10 protein-coding genes and 2 pseudogenes are annotated in these 20,930 nt (G+C 57.9%); 8 read left to right on the top strand and 4 right to left on the bottom strand.

Annotated elements, in window-relative coordinates:
- Positions 1–2 precede the first annotated feature (2 nt).
- The 8 genes and pseudogenes from N018_RS23145 (at position 3) to N018_RS23110 (ending at position 9,293) form a co-directional block, all read left to right on the top strand.
- Positions 3–800 (top strand): putative hydro-lyase, encoded by a 798-nt coding sequence (locus tag N018_RS23145; protein ID WP_025390853.1) that lies wholly within the window; start codon positions 3–5, stop codon positions 798–800.
- Positions 801–809: 9 nt separating this feature from the next.
- The gene (locus N018_RS23140; RefSeq protein ID WP_025390852.1) at positions 810–2,414 is read left to right on the top strand and encodes a 5-oxoprolinase/urea amidolyase family protein; all 1,605 of its coding nucleotides are present in this window, start codon (positions 810–812) and stop codon (positions 2,412–2,414) included.
- Positions 2,411–4,144: an acetyl/propionyl/methylcrotonyl-CoA carboxylase subunit alpha gene (locus N018_RS23135; protein ID WP_025390851.1), complete on the top strand. Its 1,734-nt coding sequence runs from the start codon at positions 2,411–2,413 to the stop codon at positions 4,142–4,144. The genes N018_RS23140 and N018_RS23135 overlap by 4 nt, the downstream gene beginning before the upstream one ends.
- A 780-nt stretch (positions 4,145–4,924) precedes the next feature.
- Positions 4,925–6,391 carry a polymorphic toxin type 46 domain-containing protein gene (locus tag N018_RS23130; protein ID WP_025390850.1) on the top strand — a complete coding sequence of 489 codons (1,467 nt, stop codon included), beginning with the start codon at positions 4,925–4,927 and terminating at the stop codon, positions 6,389–6,391.
- Positions 6,388–6,714, top strand: coding sequence for an immunity protein Tsi6 family protein (locus N018_RS23125; protein WP_025390849.1), 327 nt, complete (start codon positions 6,388–6,390; stop codon positions 6,712–6,714). The genes N018_RS23130 and N018_RS23125 overlap by 4 nt, the downstream gene beginning before the upstream one ends.
- Positions 6,715–7,053: 339 nt before the next feature.
- Positions 7,054–7,407: pseudogene (locus tag N018_RS28730) on the top strand (DUF6861 domain-containing protein); the annotation flags it as partial.
- 1,109 nt (positions 7,408–8,516) lie between these two features.
- Positions 8,517–8,784: pseudogene (locus N018_RS23115) on the top strand (hypothetical protein).
- Positions 8,785–8,909: 125 nt separating this feature from the next.
- Positions 8,910–9,293, top strand: coding sequence for a hypothetical protein (locus N018_RS23110; protein WP_229631190.1), 384 nt, complete (start codon positions 8,910–8,912; stop codon positions 9,291–9,293).
- 65 nt (positions 9,294–9,358) lie between these two features.
- Here the strand turns inward: N018_RS23110 and mscK are convergent, their stop codons facing one another.
- From mscK to putA, 4 genes are all read right to left on the bottom strand, one after another.
- A complete protein-coding gene (gene mscK, locus N018_RS23105) occupies positions 9,359–12,748 on the bottom strand; it encodes a mechanosensitive channel MscK (RefSeq protein WP_025390846.1) in 3,390 nt (1,129 codons plus the stop codon).
- A 38-nt stretch (positions 12,749–12,786) separates the two neighbouring features.
- Positions 12,787–14,529, bottom strand: a complete 1,743-nt coding sequence (locus N018_RS23100) for a potassium/proton antiporter (protein ID WP_024645423.1) — start codon at positions 14,527–14,529, stop codon at positions 12,787–12,789.
- Between the two features lie 380 nt (positions 14,530–14,909).
- The gene (locus tag N018_RS23095; protein ID WP_024645422.1) at positions 14,910–16,712 is read right to left on the bottom strand and encodes an acyl-CoA dehydrogenase; all 1,803 of its coding nucleotides are present in this window, start codon (positions 16,710–16,712) and stop codon (positions 14,910–14,912) included.
- Between the two features lie 260 nt (positions 16,713–16,972).
- Positions 16,973–20,926: a trifunctional transcriptional regulator/proline dehydrogenase/L-glutamate gamma-semialdehyde dehydrogenase gene (gene putA, locus N018_RS23090; RefSeq protein WP_025390845.1), complete on the bottom strand. Its 3,954-nt coding sequence runs from the start codon at positions 20,924–20,926 to the stop codon at positions 16,973–16,975.
- Between the last annotated feature and the right edge of the window lie 4 nt (positions 20,927–20,930).

Raw genomic sequence — 20,930 nt, 5'->3', positions numbered from 1 at the left:
TCATGAACAGCACACTGCAACACGCCCGCCAGGCAGCCATTGAAGCCCGCGCCCGTTACCGTGAGGGGTTTGTCTCGCCGACTGCTGGCCAGGCGCCCGGCCTGACCCAGTGCAACATGATCACGCTGCCACGTGATTGGGCTTACGACTTTCTGCTGTTCGCCCAACGCAACCCGCAGGCCTGCCCGGTGCTGGATGTGACCGAGCCGGGAAGCTACACCACGCTGCTGGCCGAGCAGGCCGACTTGCGTACCGACCTGCCGTTGTATCGGGTCTGGCGCGATGGCCAGTTGGCCGAAGAAGTCAGTGACGCCCGCGAAGCCTGGGCGCAGCACGGCGATCTGGTCAGTTTTCTGATCGGTTGCAGCTTCACCTTCGAAACCGACCTGATGAACGCCGGAATCGATGTACGGCACATCAGCGAAGGCTGCAACGTGCCCATGTACCGCAGCAATCGGATCTGTCGGCCTGCCGGTCGTCTACAGGGCGAAATGGTGGTGTCGATGCGCCCGATTGCAGCAGATCGGGTTGCAGAAGCAGCGCGGATCACCGGTCGTTATCCCGGCGTGCATGGCGCTCCGGTGCATGTCGGCGAGCCTGAATTGCTCGGCATCAAGGACCTTGCGCGTCCGGACTTCGGCGATGCGGTGACCCTCAAACCCGGCGAGATCCCAGTGTTCTGGGCCTGCGGTGTCACGCCACAAGCGGTGGTCATGGCATCCCGTGTGCCATTTGCGATTTCCCACGCACCGGGCCACATGTTCATTACCGATATTCCGGACAGCTACTACCACGTATAGGAGAGGCTCATGCGTTTCTACCCGGCCAACCTGGATGCGCTCCTGGTTGAACTGTCGAATCTGGACGAGACCCTGGCCCTGTTCGAATCGCTACAGCAGACGCCCATCGCAGGCGTTGAAGAAATCGTTCCGGCTGCGCGGACCCTGCTGGTGCATTTTCGCCCCGCAGCGATTGACTTCGACGCCTTGGCAACGCAGATAGCGTCACGCGATATTCGCGGTCAGGCACGCGAGCCCGGCAAGCTGATCGAAATTCCGGTCCACTACAACGGCGAAGACCTGGCCGACGTCGCCCGCGAGCTGGATATCAGCGTCGAAGAGGTGATCAAACGTCATACCGGCAGTGACTACAACGTTGCGTTCTGCGGCTTCGCGCCGGGCTTTGCGTACCTGAGCGGCGGTGCCGGTTTCGTGGTCCCGCGGCGCAGCACGCCACGCACCCGCATTCCGGCGGGGGCGGTGGCGCTGGCCGGTGGTTTCAGCGGGATTTATCCACAGGCCAGCCCCGGCGGCTGGCAGATCATCGGTATCACCGAATCGAGAATGTGGGATTTGCAGCGCGACGAGCCAGCCTTGCTGCAGCCCGGATATCGCGTGCGTTTCGTTGATGCCGGGCCTCTGCCTGCCACCCGTGTCTCGGTGGCTGCGCCTGCTCGTCAGCAGGCTTCGACGCTCACCGAGGACTATCTGGACATTATTGCGCCGGGCCTGCAAACCCTGTTTCAGGACCTGGGCCGTCCCGGTCAGGCCGGGCAGGGCGTTTCTGCCTCTGGCGCGCTGGACCGTGGTGCGTTGCGCGCTGCCAATCGTGCGGTCGGCAATGACCCTGGCAGCGCTTGCCTGGAAATTCTCATGGGTGGCCTGACGTTTACCTGTCAGGGGCAAGCCGTTCTAGCGGTGACTGGCGCTCAGGTACCGATCGAGGTCCTGACCGCTGAAGGTCAACGGCTACAGCCGTCGCTCTACGCACCTTTTTCGTTGCAGACCGGCGATCAGGTCAGCGTCGGTTCACCGACTGCCGGGCTGCGCAGTTACCTCGCGGTTCGCGGTGGTTTCGTTCAGGAGCAGGTGCTCGGCAGCCTGTCGACGGACACGCTGGCCCAGGTCGGGCCCCCGGCGCTGGCGGCCGGTGACCGGCTGGGCTTCAAGCGCAGGACCGGCGGCCCGGCGGTGTCGGTGGCTGAGCAACCGGCCTTCGACATGCCGCGTGCCGATCAGGTCATCACCCTGGATGTGGTCATGGGCCCGCGCAGCGACTGGTTCACCGCCGAGGCGCAGCAATTGCTGGCGCAACAGACGTGGTTGGTAACGCCGCAATCGAACCGGATCGGTATCCGTCTGGCGGGCGAGCAATCGCTGGAGCGCGCCGTCAGTGGCGAGCTGCCCAGCGAAGGCACCACGGTCGGCGCCATTCAGGTGCCGCCAAGCGGCCAGCCGGTGCTGTTTCTGGCCGATCACCCGCTGACCGGCGGCTACCCGGTCATCGGCGCTGTCGCCACCTACCATCTGGACAAGGCCGGGCAGATTCCGGTCAATGCCCGCATTCGCTTCAACCCGCTGGGTGCCTTCGAGCCAGTGCGCCCCGCCACTTCAGACGAGACTAATAACCGATGAAAAAGGTTCTGATTGCCAACCGTGGCGAAATTGCCGTCCGTATTGCCCGTGCCTGCCGTGACTATGGCGTTGCTTCAGTAGCGGTGTATGCAGATGCTGATATCGATGCGCTGCATGTGCGCCAGGCCGATGAAGCATATGGCTTGCAGGGCGAGCGCCCGACTGACACCTACCTGAACATCGAGAAACTGCTGGCGGTGGCTGCCCGTGCGGGTGCCGATGCGGTTCACCCAGGCTATGGCTTCCTCTCGGAGCGCGCCGAATTCGCCCGCGCGGTGATCGACGCCGGTCTGACCTGGATCGGCCCCGATCCTGCGACCATCGACGCACTGGGCGATAAGGTTCAGGCCCGACGTATCGCCCTTAAAGTCGGTGCGCCGCTGGTGGCCGGTACTGAAGACCCGGTAAACGACGCCTCCGAAGTGGTCGCCTTTGCCGAACAGCACGGCCTGCCGATTGCTATCAAAGCGGCGTTCGGCGGTGGTGGTCGTGGCCTGAAAGTCGCCTGGAAGCTTGATGAAGTTGCCGAGCTTTACGAGTCCGCCGTGCGTGAAGCCGTTTCGGCGTTTGGCCGTGGCGAGTGCTTCGTCGAGCGCTTTCTGGACCGTCCACGCCATATCGAAGCGCAGATCATTGCCGACCGTCATGGCCGGGTGGTCGTTGTGGGCACCCGCGACTGCTCACTGCAACGTCGCAACCAGAAGCTGATCGAAGAGGCTCCGGCGCCCTACCTGAACGAAGACTTGCGCCAGCGTATCCACGACTCAGCCCGTGCAGTCTGCGCCGAAGCCGGTTATGTCGGTGCCGGAACCGTGGAGTTCCTGCTCAGTGGCGATGGCACGCTGTCGTTTCTGGAGGTCAACACGCGCTTGCAGGTGGAGCACCCGGTCACTGAAGAAACCAGCGGCATTGATCTGGTCATCGAACAATTGCGCGTGGCCGACGGCTTGCCGCTGTCGTTCGACGGCACGCCTGTGCCACGCGGCCACAGCTTTGAATTCCGCATCAATGCCGAAGATGCAGGCAACGGCTTTCTGCCGACGCCGGGCAGCATCGACGTCTTCCAGCCACCCTCCGGGCCGGGCGTGCGCCTGGACACCGGCGTGACTGAAGGCTCACGGGTATCACCGAATTTCGATTCGATGATTGCCAAACTGATCGTCACCGGCGCAACCCGTGAACAGGCCATCAGCCGCGCCCGTCGCGCCCTGGCCGAATTCAAGGTGGAAGGCGTCGCCACCGTGCTGCCGTTCCATAGGGCGGTCATGGACCATGCTGACTTTACCGCCGCCGACACCTTCGCGGTACACACCCGCTGGATCGAAACCGACTTCGCCGAACAGGTCACCATTGCACCGCGCAACACTGCACCGGCCGACCCTGGCGTGCTGCGCACCTTCGTCGAAATCGACGGCAAACGCCATGAGCTGGGGCTGCCTGCTGCGCTGCTGCGTGGCATGAGCCTGAACTCGCCAGCACCGGCTGACGCCAGCCAACCCGCTGCCGAGGCCCCGGACCCACACGCCGTGCTGACGCCGGTTGCCGGTAATCTGCACGCGTGGGCGGTCGAGGAGGGCGCAACCGTAGAGAGAGGTCAGGTGATCGCGATCATGGAAGCGATGAAGATGGAGACGTCGATTCTGGCGCCGTGTGCCGGGCAGTTGAAGATTGGCAAGGAGCCTGGCGGCTACTTCGAAGCCAAGTCAGTGATCGGGCGGGTTGAGGGCTGATTCAGGGACGTTCACGCGCAACCGGGTGTTGCAGCTCGGTTGATGCGCGCTTTTTAACGCAAGTCAGAGATCACCTGCGGCACGGCAACAGACAGATACCACCTCCAAAAAGCACGCGTCAATTCAGGGTTGCCATCATCAGACAACCTGGTCGCGAACGCTAAACCGCCCGCAAACGCTGATGCTTTAAATACCTATTGGGGCAGAGGAGCCAGCACTGCGGTATTCGCGAAAGCTGACAGGTCGCGGTGTGAGTCTGGTGCGCAGCATCAACCTCTCAGAGCGTTTTTGTTACATCTGCAACTGACACGCACTAACCGTAAAGTTCTAAAAATCCCGTAGGAATTAAGCTACAGACGCATTCGCCCAAAACTAATGAAGATGCCTCGGGCCCAATAAAGACGGCCAATGCATCTGTCAAAACGGTTACAGTTCCTGGAAGCAGAAAAGAAGACACACCGGGGTGTTGCGCCGTTTCAACTACAGTGACAGCGCCGCATTTTCGGTCGGATACGACATAGCCGAAGAGTTTTAGTACAGAGTGACTAAAGAGCCCTCAGTTAGTAAATATCCAGACGTTCCGTCACGTTAAGCGTGAACTCGTTATAATGATGGCTTATTGTCACTGTTGTGGTCTGTTTCGTAGATGAGAAAAATGAGTCTGTCTTGAGATCTGACTCAAGAACTCAGGTTCGACCAAGCTACGCGCACATGGGGCAGGCTGCGTCAATTTTGGGCCAGCCACGCGAGCCTCCTCAATCCAAGGACTGCGATTTGTAAATGGACCTTTTAGCCAATATTCCAAGCTGGGATGACATCGAGCGAAACCTCGATGATAAATTCAACACGTTGAATCAAGCTTACAGCGATGGGCTGCAGAGCACTCATGACAGCTGGAATGGCTTCACCCGACGCGTCAATACCACCGCGACTCAAGCTTACGGATTCATGGGGGGCAACCGGATTGACTCGGTGAAAGCGGCGATGAGGCTTTCCTATCCCATCATCGAGTCAAATCTCAGACGTAAGTGGGTTTCCATAGAGATCGAACAGATCCTCCCCGTGCTACTGCAACTGGTCAAAGAAGTGGCAATGATTTTGGGCGGCAGTGTTGCGGTCGGGACAGTCGCTGGCGGTGTTGCCGGGGCGTTCTTCTTTGGTGTCGGCGCTGTGCCAGTAGCGGCAGCTGGCGCGGGCATCGGTCTACAGGTTGGCAATCTGATTCTGCTGGCGCTGGGCCTCTCATCTATCGCTGAATATTTTTACCAAGGTCTGCCTGCGTGCCTTTCTACCTTGCAGGAAGGCTTCGCGACTGCCTGGCACGCTGACGAAGGTCTGAAACCCGAGGGTCTCGACCCTACCGGTGGTTCGGCATACGAAATCCAGGAGCGCATTGATCGTGCCGCCCGTCAATTTGCAAAGGGCCAAGAGCAGCTCGTGCTGCTGCTCTTTACTGCAATTGTGACCTATATGACACGTGGACAGGTCAAGGCAGGCCTCATGGGCAGCATGGATAGCATCGCAGCGCGCAGTGCCAAGCTTCAGTCCGAGATTTCGAACAAGCAATTTGCGAATTGGCTGGCGCGTAATGAGCAGAAGTTGTTAGCTCAGCCTGAGTTGCGGGTTGATGGGCCTGCTCAGTTTAGAAAAGAATCACCTGACTTGGATAGGCCATATGAAAAGTCTAAACCGCAATCGGAACCCATGCCTGAGCCGCCGGAGCTAGATACTGAAAAATTGGCAAAGCTACGTCGCGAATACTTAAATAAAAAATTTGGACGAACGGGCGATGTACTAAAGGATATTTCGATCCGAGAAAATAAAGAGATTGCTGCGAGATATTTTGAATCCAGAGGTTTTACTGAAGAGCACTACAAGCCGTACTTGGAAGGTATAGATTTTACGAAGCCCGTCACCTTAGAGACAATCAACTCAGGCAAGAAGCTATGGCAGTTTCAAGTTCCAGGAGGAAGGCAGGGTATGTGGTATTCTCTCACTCCAAATGTGAAGCCTACAGAGCTTGGGATTAATCCTAATTCATTAATTTATAAAACAAATTATGAGGCGCGACGAGTTTTAAATATTTATCAGAGCACAGAAAAAGTCACAGTGCTTCGTAGCACGGCTGCTCCGATACTAGACAAATTTTCTATACCCAAGGAACCTTATGATGCTATAGGCGGTGCTAGGCAATTGACCTCGGATCAACGAGAATTATTCAAACTGATAGACTCGGGTGAGCTATGAAATTTAATACTGCAATGGAATATATAAATCACGCTCTTATACTTGCTGAGGATCGGTGCGCGCGTAATCCCCAGTTCCCAGTGTATACATCGGTAATTAATCAGCTCCTCTATGTCAAGGCAGTTTTCGAAGGCGTTGAAAAAGACAAGTCGAGGCTTCATGATTTGTCACTTGGCGCTCTAGGAGCTAAAGAGTTTGAAGATACGGACTACGAGCTAGCTCGAGCCATTATGGATGTGAGCTATATCGCGTCTCAATCAGCTAATGGGCTAAAAGTAAAACTACCCACAGGCATCTTATACCAAGAACCACCCGTTAGGTGATGATTCAGACAGTGGCGCGTTCTATGTCGCCTACACTGTTCAGAGTGGGGGCGGCAATATTCGTTTTCTTCATGTTATTGGTCGATGTTTTTTCAGTTTATTGGATCTGGGAGCATCTACTTCCTCTGTATGGGCTTATATATAGAAAATGCACCTGTGGTAGAAAATCCTTACCTTACCTCGCGCTCTGCCTGCTCATGGCTCCGCCCACCGTGCTGCTAATTATAATTGGAGGCTCTATAGCCGTATGGACAGGGAAGAAATTTGACCCTCCAAAATAATTATTTATTGGATAGTTCTCAAAGTTTGATGCTCAATCCTTCTGTCAAGATAATAATCTTTGCTACCGCCTGGCACGCTGACGAAGGTCTGAAACCCGAGGGCCTCGATCCTACCGGTGGTTCGGCATGCGTAATCCAGGAGCGCATTGATCGTGCCGCCCGTCAATTTGCAAAGGGCCAAGAGCAACTGGTGGTGCTGCTCTTTACGGCCATCGTGACCTATATGACGCGTGGGCAGGTCAAGGCAGGCCTGATGGGCAGCATGGACAGCATCGCAGCACGCAGTGCCAAGCTTCAGTCCGAGATTTCGAACAAGCAGTTTGCGAATTGGTTGGCGCGTAATGAGCGAAGGCTATTGGCTGAGCCTGAGTTGCGGGTTGATGGGCCGGCACCGTTGGCTAAAGTTGAGCCCGTGACCATGCGTGAGCACTACGCCAAGCAAGATCCAGAATTTATATCAGTAGAGCAGCAGATTAAAAAGTTTCTTACATTCAAAATGCTGGGCGTTAAAAAAGTTGAGATAGATGCTTATCTTGCTACACCAGAGTGACAGGCTTATTATGATGCTCTCGCAAGATCAGCGCCCAATGCGTCTAGCGAGACTCTCTATAACAGAGCGCTGGGGCAACTAGCATCTGGTAAAGCTCTTCCGGTTGTAAAAACTATAGATGAGCCATTAGTAAAAATCGTGGTGGAAGGCGGTGACTATCCAGAATATTCACCTTATTTCACAACGCGCAAAGAATTAATGAAAGCCTCTGAGTCTGATAAGACATTAGCCGATTTTTTTGGATTACCTTTGGAGAGCGAGGGCGTAACGTATGGTATATATGAAATAAAACCATTAAAATCTACTAAGGTCTATGTTAGTGAGATCGCTCCAATGAGTGAACTAGGAGGCGTAATTGAGCGTTCTTCTGAAGCAATACAATACATAGTTCCAGACCGTGGAAGCTGGGCTCCAGCTGTGAGAATTGGGACAATAGGAAACTGAAAATGGATGTAGATAAAATTGAAATCGCGGCAAAAACCTAGAAAATAAATTAAAAGAGTACGCCCAAAAAGACATTCAAGCTGCACGTCTATATGATGACTTAAGGCCACTTCTGGAGTTGGCAAAGTCGAGAAGTATCTTTTCTCCTTTAGAGGTGGGAGAAGTTCCGGGGCGTTATCGTTTTACTGAAAAAGGGCTTCAAAAATATAGTGATTTAGAGCACGTATATGCAGTATTTTCAATTGAGATTATGGGGGGGCGAACCTCCGATTCTAAAGATGCTTCGTGAAAAGCGAAATCAAAAATAACTCAGTGAGCAAGTGGCAGTGAAATGTACTTTGTGCATTAAATTGACGATCAGTTCAGATTTATTGATGTAGGTCGTTATGAAACTCAAAGCCGTAATAGAGTTTTAACATAAAAATTCCGGTGGGGCTTAGAGTAGGTCTGAAGTATAGCAACTAATCGTAGTGAATGGTCTACGCCTATGCTAATCGGCACGATAGATAATTAGGAGTAACATAAATATGAATGCTAAGGCGTTGAAATTGGCTGCCACAACGCTTCGCGACAAACTTGGGTTTTATAAGCTGCGCGACCCTGACGTTTTAACATTATTGTTGAGCCTTGAGAGTTTGCTATGCCGAGCAGAGCGAGGCCAGATAACGGAAATGGTTGAGCCCCGAGATATTCCAGGATACGAGCTTTTCACCGAGACAAATTTACAGTCCTACGGAGATTTGGAGGCGGCCTACTCATTTTTGTCTTGAACTTACAGAGGCGCGCCAAAAATAGGCGTAAAAAATGTTGACGGCCAAGATGGCTAAGGACCGAAAGTCCCACCAATAGTGAGTAGCTTCCCGAAGGTACATGGCGCCCTTCAGCAATCGAGCTTTAGATACCTGTCGTGAGCGTTGAAAGTGTTGCGCGAATCGCTCAAAAAGCCTGCATCAATGAAGGCCGTGACGCCTGCTTTCTCGGTTGCTCCAACTCCTGCTCATGGGTCCTGCACAACCATGAAACCCCCAAACAAATGCATCGAAAAGATCACACATGCCGTCGATTACATCAGCGAAGCTATCAACCTAGCCGATCCGAACGTACTGGCAGTGACCACCGTAAGTCAGCTCGAGCATTTCAAACAAAAACTTCAAGTTGTTTTAGATTTTATTGCACGAAATGATCTTCCAGGAAAAGAAAATCGCGATCTGGGTATATCAAGAATCATCGTTGACCAATGGCCCTATGACTTGAAGCTAGGTGTGATCATTGTTGAAGCTGAACAGGCCTTAAAGGGGCTATAGCGTCCAGCTTGCAAACCGTGAACAACCGACAGCCACCCACACTGCCGGCCATTCCACATTCAGCCTCAATCTAGCCGTAACTCAGGCGGCTCCGGCGCATCCTTGGTCGCCGGGGCGACTTTGGTGTCCACCGGTTGCAGGGTGGTTTTCCCGGTCTGAGCGTCGCCTTTTTCGGCCGGCTCGGCGGGGACCAGTTTGTATTCCAGGCCCTGAGTGTTCTTGAGGTAGATCTCCATCTGGCGGAACGAGATGTTGATGTGCTGCTTCTTGAACTCGCGGTTGATGAAGCGGTTGATCTCGTCCAGTACCGGGTTGCGGTCGCCCAGGTCGCGCACGTGCATGCGCAGTTCGTGGTCGAGGGTGCTTTCGCCGAAATTCAGGAAGTAGACGATGGGTTCAGGATCCTTGAGCACCCGAGGATTTTCCCGGGCCGCTTGCAGCAGCAACGAGCGCACCAGATCCAGATCAGAGCCGTAATCCACGCCCAGCTTGAGCGTCACGCGGGTGATCGTGTCAGTCAGCGACCAGTTGATGAGCTGGCCGGTAATGAAGGTCTTGTTCGGGACGATGATGTCCTTGCGGTCGAAGTCGGTGATGGTCGTGGCACGAATGCGAATCTTGCTGACTGTACCCGACAGGGCACCGATGGTGATGGTGTCGCCGATCCGTACCGGGCGCTCGAAGAGGATCATGATGCCGGAAATGAAGTTGGCGAAGATCTCCTGCATGCCGAACCCCAGGCCTACCGACAGTGCCGCGACCAGCCACTGCAACTTGTCCCAGCTCACGCCCAGCGTCGACAGCGTGGTCACGAAACCGATGCCGGCGATGGTGTAGGACAGCAACGTGGTCGTCGCGTAGGCACTGCCTTGCGCCAGGTTCATGCGTGACAGCACCAGCACTTCCAGCAGGCCGGGCAGGTTGCCCGCCAGCACGAAGGTGGTGACGATGATCACCCCGGCGCCGAGGAAGTCGCTCAGGCTGATCGGCACCATGCTCATGTTGGCGCCGGTGCCGCTGGTGTATTCGTAGAGAATGATGTTGTCGAGGTAAGCGAACACGGTGATCAGCTCGGCCCAGACCAGGTACAGCGCGCCGACAAAACCGGCCAGCAAGGCCAGTCGAATCAGACGTAGCGACTGCTGGTTGACCTGTTCGATGTCCAGCTTTGGCTCTTCGACCGGAATATCGCTGTCGCCGCTTTCTCTCGCTGCCTGGCGTTTGGCCAATGCGCGCTGATAGGCCAGACGCCGTGCCGCAACGCCGAGACCGCGGACGAAGGTGGCTTCGACCATCAGCCAGATCATCATCAGGTACAGGGTGTCGATCAGCCGGTCGCTGAGCTTGAGTGCGGTGTAGTAATAGCCGAAGCACACCGCCAGAAACAGCGCGACGGGCAATGCCGTGAACGCCACACCGATGGCCTTGCGGAACAGCGAAGCGTTGTGGTGCGTAGGGCTTGAGATCAACAGGCGGCCCAGCAGCCAGGTCATCAGCGCGTAACAGGTCAGTACCACGCCAATACCCAGCACATCGTCGGCCAGCGCCGCAGGCTGGTGTTCGGCAACCGCGACCACCGCCACCAGCGCCAGCACCACCAGGCCCAGACGACGAATCCAGCCACGCAGGAATTCGACCTGCGCCGTTTCCCAGCGGAAGTGCAATTGCGCGACGCCTTGCGGGGCCAGCACGCGATACGCGGTGTAGAACACCAGCCAGGCCAGGGCGATTTGCAGCAAGGCCTCGCCCAGATTGGCGTTTTGCCCACGGGCGTCGATTTGCAGCGCATAGCCGCATAGGGCCAGCCCCAAGGCAACCGGCATCGCCAGCAGCACGTTGATCAACAGGGCCAGCGGTGTTTTCCACTGGCTGTCACGTTTGAAATGGCCAATGTCGGCATGCAGCCGGTTGAGCTTCTGGTACAGCGCCTTGCGCCTCCAGGTCAGCACACCGATCAGCAACAGCAGGGGCAGAAACAGCAGCGGGCGCTGGGTCAGACCGTCCGACAGTTCGCTGAGGCTGGACGTCCAGGGCAGGGTCGCAATCTGTTTTTCCAGGCGCGGCCAGATGTTCTGGAACCACTCCAGATCCAGCGGTTTGTTGCTGGGGATCCAGAACATCTGTTCGTCCAGCGTGGAGCGCAGGCTGAGCGCGGTGCTGGTCAGCTGTTTCTGGTTCAGTTGCAGGGTGATGGATTCGTTGAGCAGCGCGCTCAGTTCGCGGTTCAGCCGTTCCAGCAGGTCGCTGCGGGTGATCGCCAGGTCCAGCAGCGTTCTGCGCAGCTGCGGCGTGACGTTTTCGGGCGGTTGAGTGGCGAGCAGACGATCAACGTACGCGTTCGGGGTGCTCATCTGCTCGCGCTTCTGATTGATGTCGAACTGGTACAGGCGGATGTTGGCGATTTCGTCAGCCAGGCCTTTGTCCAGCTCCAGATGCGGCAGGGACTGTTTCTGTTTGTAGAGAATTTTCGACAGCAGCAGGCTGCCGCTCAGGACGTTGATCTGCTCGCTCAAGGCCTGATCAGTCTGGGTCAGGTTGTCGAGTTGCTGTTTGGTCTTGAGGTTCTGCTGGGTCAGTTCGTTGAGGCGATCGGTGCCACGCAGCAGGTAGTCGGAGAGCTTGAGGTTTTCCGCACTTTCGGTCGCCAGCAGGCTGCTGCCACCGGACTTCTGCGCTTCAAGGGACAGCTCGGCCACGGTCTTCTGCGACTGGGCGCGGCGTTTGTCGTTGATCAGGGTTTGCAGGTCCTGAATTTCCTGCTCCTGGCGAGCGACTTTTTCGGTCAGCAGGTCATGCTGGCTGCCGCCGAGGTCCTGCAACTGGCTGTTGCCTGCCAGCTCCTGTCGACGCAACAGGTTCAAGGCATTGATCGACGCCAGCTCGGCATTGAGCAGGTTGCGTTGATCAGCGGTCAGCGTCTTGCCGTTATCCTTGCCGTTCTTGAGGATGTTGTTGATCTGCTGGATACGCGTCTGGTTGGCACTGATTTCAGCCTGCGCTCGCTCCGGTCGGGTCTGGGCGGTAATGGTCAGGCTGTTGGCGTCGTTGAGCTCTTTCTGCAGATCGCTTTGCTGGGTGCTGCGCTGGCTGAGAAGCTGCTCCAACTGCGGCACGTCGAGGCCGCCATAGCGTTGCGTGACAGGAACGATCTTGCTTTCCTTCAGACGGGCCAGTTCGCGCTGGTTGTCGGTGGTCTGTTTCGGGGCTTCATTGAGCTGCTGTTTGAGTGCCTTGAGCTTCTGCTCGCTGTCCTCTTTGCTGGCGAGGAACCCGAGCGTTTGCTCGAGCACCTGCTGCAAGGCTTTCTGATCCGCGTCAGACAGCTTGCGGTCGGCGATCTTGTCGAGGCTTTGCTGAACAGCCTGAGCGGTTGGCGGGTCGGCGGCCAGCGCCGGAAATGTAGACAGGCAGAGCGCAAACAGTGCGGCAGCACAAATGGAACGCAGGGAAAACATAGACACCGGTCGCATGATGGTACGTGTGGATTGGCAGTTTAAAGGAACAGTCCGGGGCCCGGGCGGGTTCCTTCGGGGAATTTGACGCCGACTTTCTGGATCTTGTTCCCGTCCATCACGGCAACCGTCCAAATAGTTCCATTCCATTCAATCTGGTCGCCTACCACCGGCTCGCCACGGTTTTTCTGAACGATGAACTGACTGAGCGGCATATTCGGGTCAATGCCGTCGAGTTTCAGGCCGTACAGCGCTGCGACTTCACCCAGCCGCGCATCGCCTTCGAGGACGAAATCGCCGAAGAAACGCAGGTCCAGACCGCGTTGCGGGGCCTGACTGAACAGTTTGCCGAGCGCCGGAAGGTCATGCTCATGGCCGATGACGCACAGCAGGTCACCGACTTCCAGGGTCGTACTGCCGGACGGATGAAGCAGCTGCTGACCGCGGAACAACGCCGCGATGCGGGTGCCTTCCGGCATTTTCAATTCGCGCAGCGCGGCGCCGATGCACCACTTTTCGGCACCCAGACGGTACACGAACAGCTCCCACTCGCTGGTGGCGTGGACCTCCAGCGCGGCCCGGGAAATGGGCGCAGGATCGGGCGGAACCGTGACCTTGAGCAGCTTGGCCATCCACGGCAGGCTGGTACCCTGCAGCAACAGCGAGACCAGCACGATAAAAAACGCGAGGTTGAAATACAGCTGGGCATGCGGCAGCCCGGCCATCAGCGGGAACACCGCCAGAATGATCGGCACCGCGCCGCGCAGGCCGACCCAGGCGATAAACGCTTTCTCGCGACCATGGAATGCCTTGAACGGCAGCAGGCCGACCATCACCGACAACGGGCGCGCGACCAGAATCATCCACAGCGCCAGACCCAGGGCCGGTATGGCGATCGGCAGCAGGTCGTGCGGCGTGACCAGCAAGCCCAGCACCAGGAACATGCCGATCTGCGCCAGCCAGGCCATGCCGTCAAGCATGTGCAGGATGCCGTGGCGGCTGCGGATCGGCCGGTTACCGAGCACCAGGCCGCACAGATACACCGCCAGGAAGCCGCTGCCGTGGATAGCGTTGGTCAGCGCGAAGATCGCCAGACCACCGGCGATCACCAGAATCGGGTAAAGGCCAGCGGCCAGGTTGATGCGGTTGACCAGTTGCAACAGAATCCAGCCGCCGCCCAGACCGATGAAGCTGCCGATGCCGAATTCCTGAATCAGATGCCCCAGCAGGCCCCAATGCAGGCCGGTCTGGCCGCTGGCAATCATGCCGATCAGGGTCACGGTGAGAAACACCGCCATGGGGTCGTTGCTGCCCGATTCGATTTCCAGGCTGGCAGTCACCCGCTCATTGAGGCCTTTGCCGCCCAGCAGGGAGAACACCGCAGCGGCGTCTGTCGAGCCGACGATAGCGCCGATCAACAGGCCTTGAATGATGCTCAGATTGAACAACCAGGCGGCCACCATGCCGGTCAGTACGGTGGTGATCAGTACGCCTACCGTCGCCAGCGACAAGGCTGGCCATAGCGCTACCCGGAAACTGGACACCCGCGTGCGCAGCCCGCCGTCGAGCAGAATCACCGCCAATGCCAGGTTTCCGACCAGATAAGCCGCCGCGTAGTTATCGAAGATGATGCCGCCGCCATCGACGCCTGCCACCATCCCTACCGCCAGGATGATGACCAGAATCGGGATGCCGAGGCGTGACGAAAGAGAACTGACCAGGATGCTTGCGGCTACCAGCAACGCGCCGATCAGGAACAGGCTGTTGATGGTGGTGGCGTCCAAAGGCGGTACTCCGTAGAAAACTGAATTGAAGCGGGAAGGGCGAAAGCTGACCATGCAGTCCGCGTGCCAAGGGATTTAACCTGTTGAATTGCTTGGCTGTCAAAGTGCAATTTCAGGTCAGGCGAGGTTCGTAGCTGATCTGCCGTTTGCTAGAGGTGCAAACTTCGCTATCAAGCGGAGTTCTGAGTCGGTATAGAGCGCACTAAGGATGAGTCGAAACCCGATCATTCGGTTTTCTCTCGCCAGTGAGGATATTCCCGGTTCTGCCTGCGAAGGGCATCAAGGCCTATGGCGTACGGGTACTGGTCGACCGGTTTTCCCGCAGAGTTCACTGACGGATCTGTTCAGCGCTCACTGACCAACAGCCGGCCAGGTTTTCATCAGAACCAGTCATCGCGCATTGCGAGGCATGTGTCATCACGGTTTTCCAGAATGGTCAGTTCGTGATGGCAGCCCGGTATTTCCCAGGTCAGAAAGTACCGTGCCGCTTGCAGTTTGCCGTTGTAGAAGTCGCTGTCGGCTGGATTGCCTTTGCTCAGTCCTTGCTCGGCACGCACGGCTTGCTCAAGCCAGCGCCAGCCGACAACGGTATGCCCGAATACCTTGAGGTACAGCGCCGAGTTGGCGAGCGTACTGCTGATTCTGCCTTGCGCCAGGTCCGTCAACAGGCCGAGGGTGACGGCCTGCAAGCGTGTTACCAGTTGCTCCAGCGGTTGGCGCAGCTCATTAAGTGATTCGTACACCAGCGCTTTTCCGCACGTGCCCGAGATCACGCGCAGCAGTTGCTTGAGACCCGTCCCACCGTTCTGCGCCAGTTTGCGCCCCAGCAGATCCAGAGACTGAATACCCTGCGTGCCTTCATGGATCGGATTGAGACGATTGTCCCGGTAATATTGCTCGACCGGGTATTCGCGGGTATAGCCGTGACCGCCAAGCACCTGAATTGCCAGTTCGTTGGCTTTCAGGCAAAACTCCGAGGGCCAGGATTTGACGATGGGGGTCAGCAGGTCGAGTAGCTCGTAAGCCTGCTTGCGGACATCTTCAGTTTCGCCGGTCTGCGTATCATCGAACAGCCGCGACGCGTACAGGCAGAGGTCGAACGCGCCTTCCACGTAGGCTTTCTGGGTCAACAACATGCGCCGCACGTCCGCGTGCTGGATGATCGGCACCGGTTTGCTTTCCGGGCTTTTGCTGTCGGGCAAGCGTCCTTGAGGCCGGTCGCGGGCGTACTCCAGCGAGTAAAGGTAACCCGAGTAACCCAGCATTGCGGCGCCAAGGCCAACGCCGATGCGCGCTTCGTTCATCATCTGGAACATGTAACTCAGACCATGGTGCGGCTTGCCCATCAGATAGCCGACACACTCACCATTATCGCCAAAGTTGAGCGCTGTGGAGGTGGTGCCTTTCCAGCCCATCTTGTGAAACAGCCCAGCCAGCAGTACATCGTTGCGCTTGCCGAGGCTACCGTCCGGATTGACCAGGAACTTGGGCACGATGAACAGCGAGATGCCTTTGACCCCGCCGGGCGCATCCGGCAGTTTTGCCAGGACCATGTGTACGATGTTTTCCGACAGCGAATGATCGCCTCCGGAAATGAAGATTTTGTTGCCGCGCAGCCGATAGGTGCCGTCGGGTGCAGGTTCGGCACGCGTGCGAATATCCGACAGCGACGAGCCGGCATGTGGTTCGGTCAGCGCCATGGTGCCGAAAAAACGACCCTCGATCATGGGCTGCAGAAAGCGCTGCTTCTGTTCGTCGTTGCCGAAACTCTCGATTAGATTGGCGGCACCCATCGTCAGAAACGGGTACGACGTGGTCCCGACGTTGGCCGCCTGGAAATGTGCAAAACAGGCTTGCGACAGCAAGGTGGGCAACTGCATGCCGCCTGCCTCGAAATCACGCGATGCGTTGAGAAAACCAGCCTCAAGAAATGCGTCGACTGCCGGCTTGACCTCCGGAATCAGAATGGCCTCGCCGTTCTCGTAGCGCGGTTCATTCTCGTCGGCCTTGCGGTTGTGTGGCGCGAAATACTTTTGCGCAATGGTTCGCGCCGTCCCCAGCGCCGCATCGAAGGTTTCCCGCGAATGCTCGGCAAACCGCTCACGCTTGGTCAGCCCCTCGGCGTCCAGCACTTCATACAGCTCGAAAGCCAGATTTCGGGAACTGAGCAACGACTCGGACATGATGGCGTACCTGTTCTTGGAATGGATCGAGTCTAGGTCGGGTTGCGTGAGGAGGGTAGCAAGATTGATTCGGGTGATGGGCGGGCGTGGGTAAGGGGTATCGAGATGAATGCAGGTCTGCCTGCCAAAGAACCGGACGCAGAGCGTCCGGAACGGCATGCCGACGCGGAGCGTCGCACGATAGTTGAGGTTATCGTTCCGTACGCTCCCGCAAGGGAATGCCTTGCGTGGCGCTCTGCGTTATCTGCTAAAGCGCGGCATCAGCCAATCGTCATCAAACTCGCATTGCCTCCCGCCGCTGCGGTGTTGACGCTCAAGGCACGTTCGATCACCAGGCGCTCCAGCGGGATGTTGGTTTCACCGTGGGACAGGCCGTTGACGCCGACAATTGCGCCGCTGCGCTGGGCGATCTGCTGGCAGATCGCGCGCAACTGGTCGGAGTCGCCGTGGTGCAGGACGGCGTCGATGGCGACTTCGTCCTTGCTCCAGTCCGGGATCAGTTTGATGCGGGCCTGCACGTCCTTCGGCAAACGGCCGCGAAGCGGTTTGCTGATGTCGCTTTCCGGCCAGATGGCCGAGCCACCGACTGCCAGCACCGCAGCCAGTTGAATCAGCAGGTCGTTCTCGTCGTCAGCCAGGCACAGCACATGTTCGCGCGGCAGGATGGCGTAGCTGTTGCGCTCGCCGGTCGGGCCGGCCAGTTGCCGGGTGATGCCACTTTGCGATTGCTCGGCGTACTGACTGCACAAGGCCTCCAGTTCCGACTGCTGATTGCTGGCGGCCCAGGTTTTCAGCGCGTGCAACGGCTTGCTTAGTGCATCACGCAGACGAGTATCCGGCGCAGACAGCGCGTCGCTGCGCACGAACGATTTCTCGATGGCGTCCTGCGGGCGGGTCGACAGCAGGCGATACAGGTACAGCGGCCCGCCGGCTTTTGGACCTGTGCCGGACAAACCCTCGCCGCCAAACGGCTGAACACCAACCACCGCACCGACAATGTTGCGGTTCACATAGACATTACCGGCGTTGACGTTATCGACGACCTTGGCGATGGTTTCGTCGATGCGGGTATGCACACCAAGGGTCAGGCCGTAGCCGGAGGCATTGATCTGCGCGAGCAACTGGTCCAGTTCCTTGCGCTTGTAGCGCACCACGTGCAGTACCGGGCCAAAGATTTCACGTTGCAGTTCGTCAAAACTTTCCAGTTCGATCAGCGTTGGCATCACGTAGGTGCCGCGCTTGAGTTCGACACTGTCGGCGATGGCAACCTGATAGACCGTGCGGCCCTTGTCGCGCATGCCCTGGATGTGTTTTTCGATACCGGCCTTGGCTTCGGCATCGATCACCGGCCCGATGTCCACCGACAGGCGCTCCGGGTTGCCGAGACGGTTTTCAGCCATCGCGCCCTTGAGCATTTCGATGACGCGATCAGCAGAATCTTCTTGCAGGCACAGCACGCGCAGGGCCGAGCAGCGTTGACCGGCGCTGTCGAATGCCGAAGACACCACGTCGATGACCACTTGTTCGGTCAGCGCCGAAGAGTCGACGATCATTGCGTTCTGACCACCGGTTTCGGCGATCAGCGGAATGGGTCGGCCCTGCGAGTCAAGACGACCGGCCACGTTGCGTTGCAGCAGGCGGGCGACTTCGGTGGAGCCGGTGAACATGACGCCTTTGACGCGTTCATCGCCCACCAGACCGGCACCTACGGTTTCGCCACGGCCCGGCAGCAGTTGCAGCACGCCTTCCGGAATGCCGGCTTCGAGCAACAGACGTACCGCCTGAGCAGCAATCAATGGGGTTTGTTCGGCAGGCTTGGCCAGCACCGGATTGCCCGCGGCCAGCGCAGCAGCGACCTGACCGCTGAAGATCGCCAGCGGGAAGTTCCACGGGCTGATGCACACCACTGGTCCCAGTGGACGGTGGCCGTCGTTGGTAAAGTCGTTGCGTGCCTGCACAGCGTAGTAGCGCAGGAAATCCACGGCTTCACGCACTTCGGCGATGGCGTTGGCGAATGTCTTGCCTGCTTCCCGGACCAACAGGCCCATCAACGGTTGAATCTCGCCTTCCATCAGGTCGGCAGCGCGCTCCAGAATCGCGGCGCGTTCGGCAGGCGGCGTGGCTTGCCAGATCGGGCCAGCGCTCAGGGCGCACTGAATAGCGTTATCGACGTCTTGCAAGGACGCTTCCTGCACATGGCCCACGACGTCACGTGAGTCCGAGGGGTTCAACGCAGCGCTCAGGCTGCCTGCACCGGCCGGGCAGCCAAGCATTGGCGCGGCTTTCCAGTCGTTGTGCGCGGTCGCCAGCAACGCCGAAGACAGCGAAGCGAGACGATGCTCGTTGGCCATGTCGATGCCGCTGGAGTTGGCGCGCTCTGAGCCGTACAGGTCGCGTGGCAGCGGAATACGCGGGTGCGGCAGGCCGAAACCGCCTTCCTGGGTTGCCATGCGTTCGATCTGGCTAACCGGATCTGCAACCAGTTCCTGAATGGAGATCGAGTGGTCGGCAATGCGGTTGACGAACGAGGTGTTGGCACCGTTCTCCAGCAGGCGACGCACCAGATAAGCCAGCAGGGTTTCATGGGTGCCGACCGGCGCGTACACGCGGCACGGACGATTCAGCTTGCCGTCGGCGACTTTGCCTACAACCTGTTCATAGAGAGGTTCGCCCATGCCGTGCAGGCACTGGAATTCGTACTGGCCGGGGTAATAGTTCTGACCGGCAATCTGGTAGATGGCCGCCAGGGTATGGGCGTTGTGCGTAGCGAATTGTGGATAGATGACTTCCGGTGCGGCCAGCAGCTTGCGGGCGCAGGCGATGTAGGACACATCGGTATACACCTTGCGGGTGTAGACCGGATAGCCTTCCAGGCCTTCGACCTGAGCGCGCTTGATCTCGCTGTCCCAGTACGCGCCTTTCACCAGGCGAATCATCAGGCGATGGCGACTGCGGCGTGCCAGGTCGATCACGTAATCGATCACATACGGGCAGCGTTTCTGATACGCCTGGATCACGAAGCCGATGCCGTTCCAGCCGGTCAGTTGCGGCTCGAAGCACAGCCGTTCGAGCAGATCCAGCGACAGCTCCAGACGGTCGGCTTCTTCGGCATCAATGTTCAGGCCAATATCGTACTGCTTGGCCAGCAGCGTCAGCGCCAGCAGGCGTGGGTACAGTTCTTCCATCACGCGTTCGTACTGGGCGCGGCTGTAGCGCGGATGCAGTGCCGACAGCTTGATGGAAATGCCCGGGCCTTCGTAGATGCCACGGCCATGCGACGCTTTGCCGATGGAATGGATGGCCTGCTCGTAGGACGCCAGATATTTCTGAGCGTCATGTTCAGTCAGCGCGGCTTCACCGAGCATGTCGTAGGAATAGCGAAAGCCTTTGGCCTCGAAGCGACTGGCGTTGGCCAGCGCTTCGCCGATGGTTTCGCCGGTGACAAACTGCTCGCCCATCAGGCGCATGGCCATGTCGACGCCCTTGCGGATCATCGGCTCGCCGCTTCTGCCGATAATGCGGCTCAGCGAAGAGGTCAGGCCTGCTTCATTGTGCGTGGCGACCAGCTTGCCGGTCAGCAGCAGGCCCCAGGTGGCCGCATTGACAAACAACGATGGACTATTGCCCAGGTGTGGCTGCCAGTTACCGTTGCTGATCTTGTCGCGAATCAATGCATCGCGTGTGCCCTTGTCCGGGATGCGCAGCAGCGCTTCGGCCAGACACATCAGGGCGACACCTTCCTGGGACGACAGCGAAAACTCTTGTAGCAGGCCCTGAACGATACCGGCGCGGCCGCCTGCACTTTTCTGGTTGCGCAGCTTTTCGGCAATCGATGCCGCCATCTTGTTGGTGGCTTCCGCGACCGGCGCGGTCAGACGCGCCTGCTCCAGCAGCATCGGCACGACTTCCGGTTCTGGGCGACGGTAGGCGGAGGTAATCGCTGCACGCAACACAGATTGAGGCTGAATGCTTTCGGCAAAATCCAGAAAACATTGCAGCCCGGCGTCTTCCGCCAATTCACCACGGTCGTCACTGTCTTTGGCAGCCGAACCGTCGAGTTCCAGCAAGGTTGCACCACTCTCCAGCTTTTCCAGGTAATTGAAGATCGCCTGCTTGATCAACCAGTGCGGCGTGCGGTCGATGGAGTGGGCGGCAGCTTTCAATCGCTCGCGGGTCGGGTCGTCGAGCTTCACGCCCAGAGTGGTGGTGGCCATGTCT

The organism is Pseudomonas syringae CC1557 (assembly GCF_000452705.1).
Classification (GTDB): Bacteria; Pseudomonadota; Gammaproteobacteria; order Pseudomonadales; family Pseudomonadaceae; genus Aquipseudomonas; species Aquipseudomonas syringae_F.
Note: the sequence above shows the minus strand (reverse complement) of the source record. Positions and strands in the feature narration are given on the sequence as shown.

Bases quoted from the DNA above. Each gene is read 5' to 3' on its own strand.
- N018_RS23145 (WP_025390853.1), top strand. From the start codon at position 3: ATGAACAGCACACTGCAACACGCCCGCCAGGCAGCCATTGAAGCCCGC.
- N018_RS23140 (WP_025390852.1), top strand. From the start codon at position 810: ATGCGTTTCTACCCGGCCAACCTGGATGCGCTCCTGGTTGAACTGTCG.
- N018_RS23135 (WP_025390851.1), top strand. From the start codon at position 2,411: ATGAAAAAGGTTCTGATTGCCAACCGTGGCGAAATTGCCGTCCGTATT.
- N018_RS23130 (WP_025390850.1), top strand. From the start codon at position 4,925: ATGGACCTTTTAGCCAATATTCCAAGCTGGGATGACATCGAGCGAAAC.
- N018_RS23125 (WP_025390849.1), top strand. From the start codon at position 6,388: ATGAAATTTAATACTGCAATGGAATATATAAATCACGCTCTTATACTT.
- mscK (WP_025390846.1), bottom strand. From the start codon at position 12,748: ATGTTTTCCCTGCGTTCCATTTGTGCTGCCGCACTGTTTGCGCTCTGC.
- N018_RS23095 (WP_024645422.1), bottom strand. From the start codon at position 16,712: ATGTCCGAGTCGTTGCTCAGTTCCCGAAATCTGGCTTTCGAGCTGTAT.
- putA (WP_025390845.1), bottom strand. From the start codon at position 20,926: ATGGCCACCACCACTCTGGGCGTGAAGCTCGACGACCCGACCCGCGAG.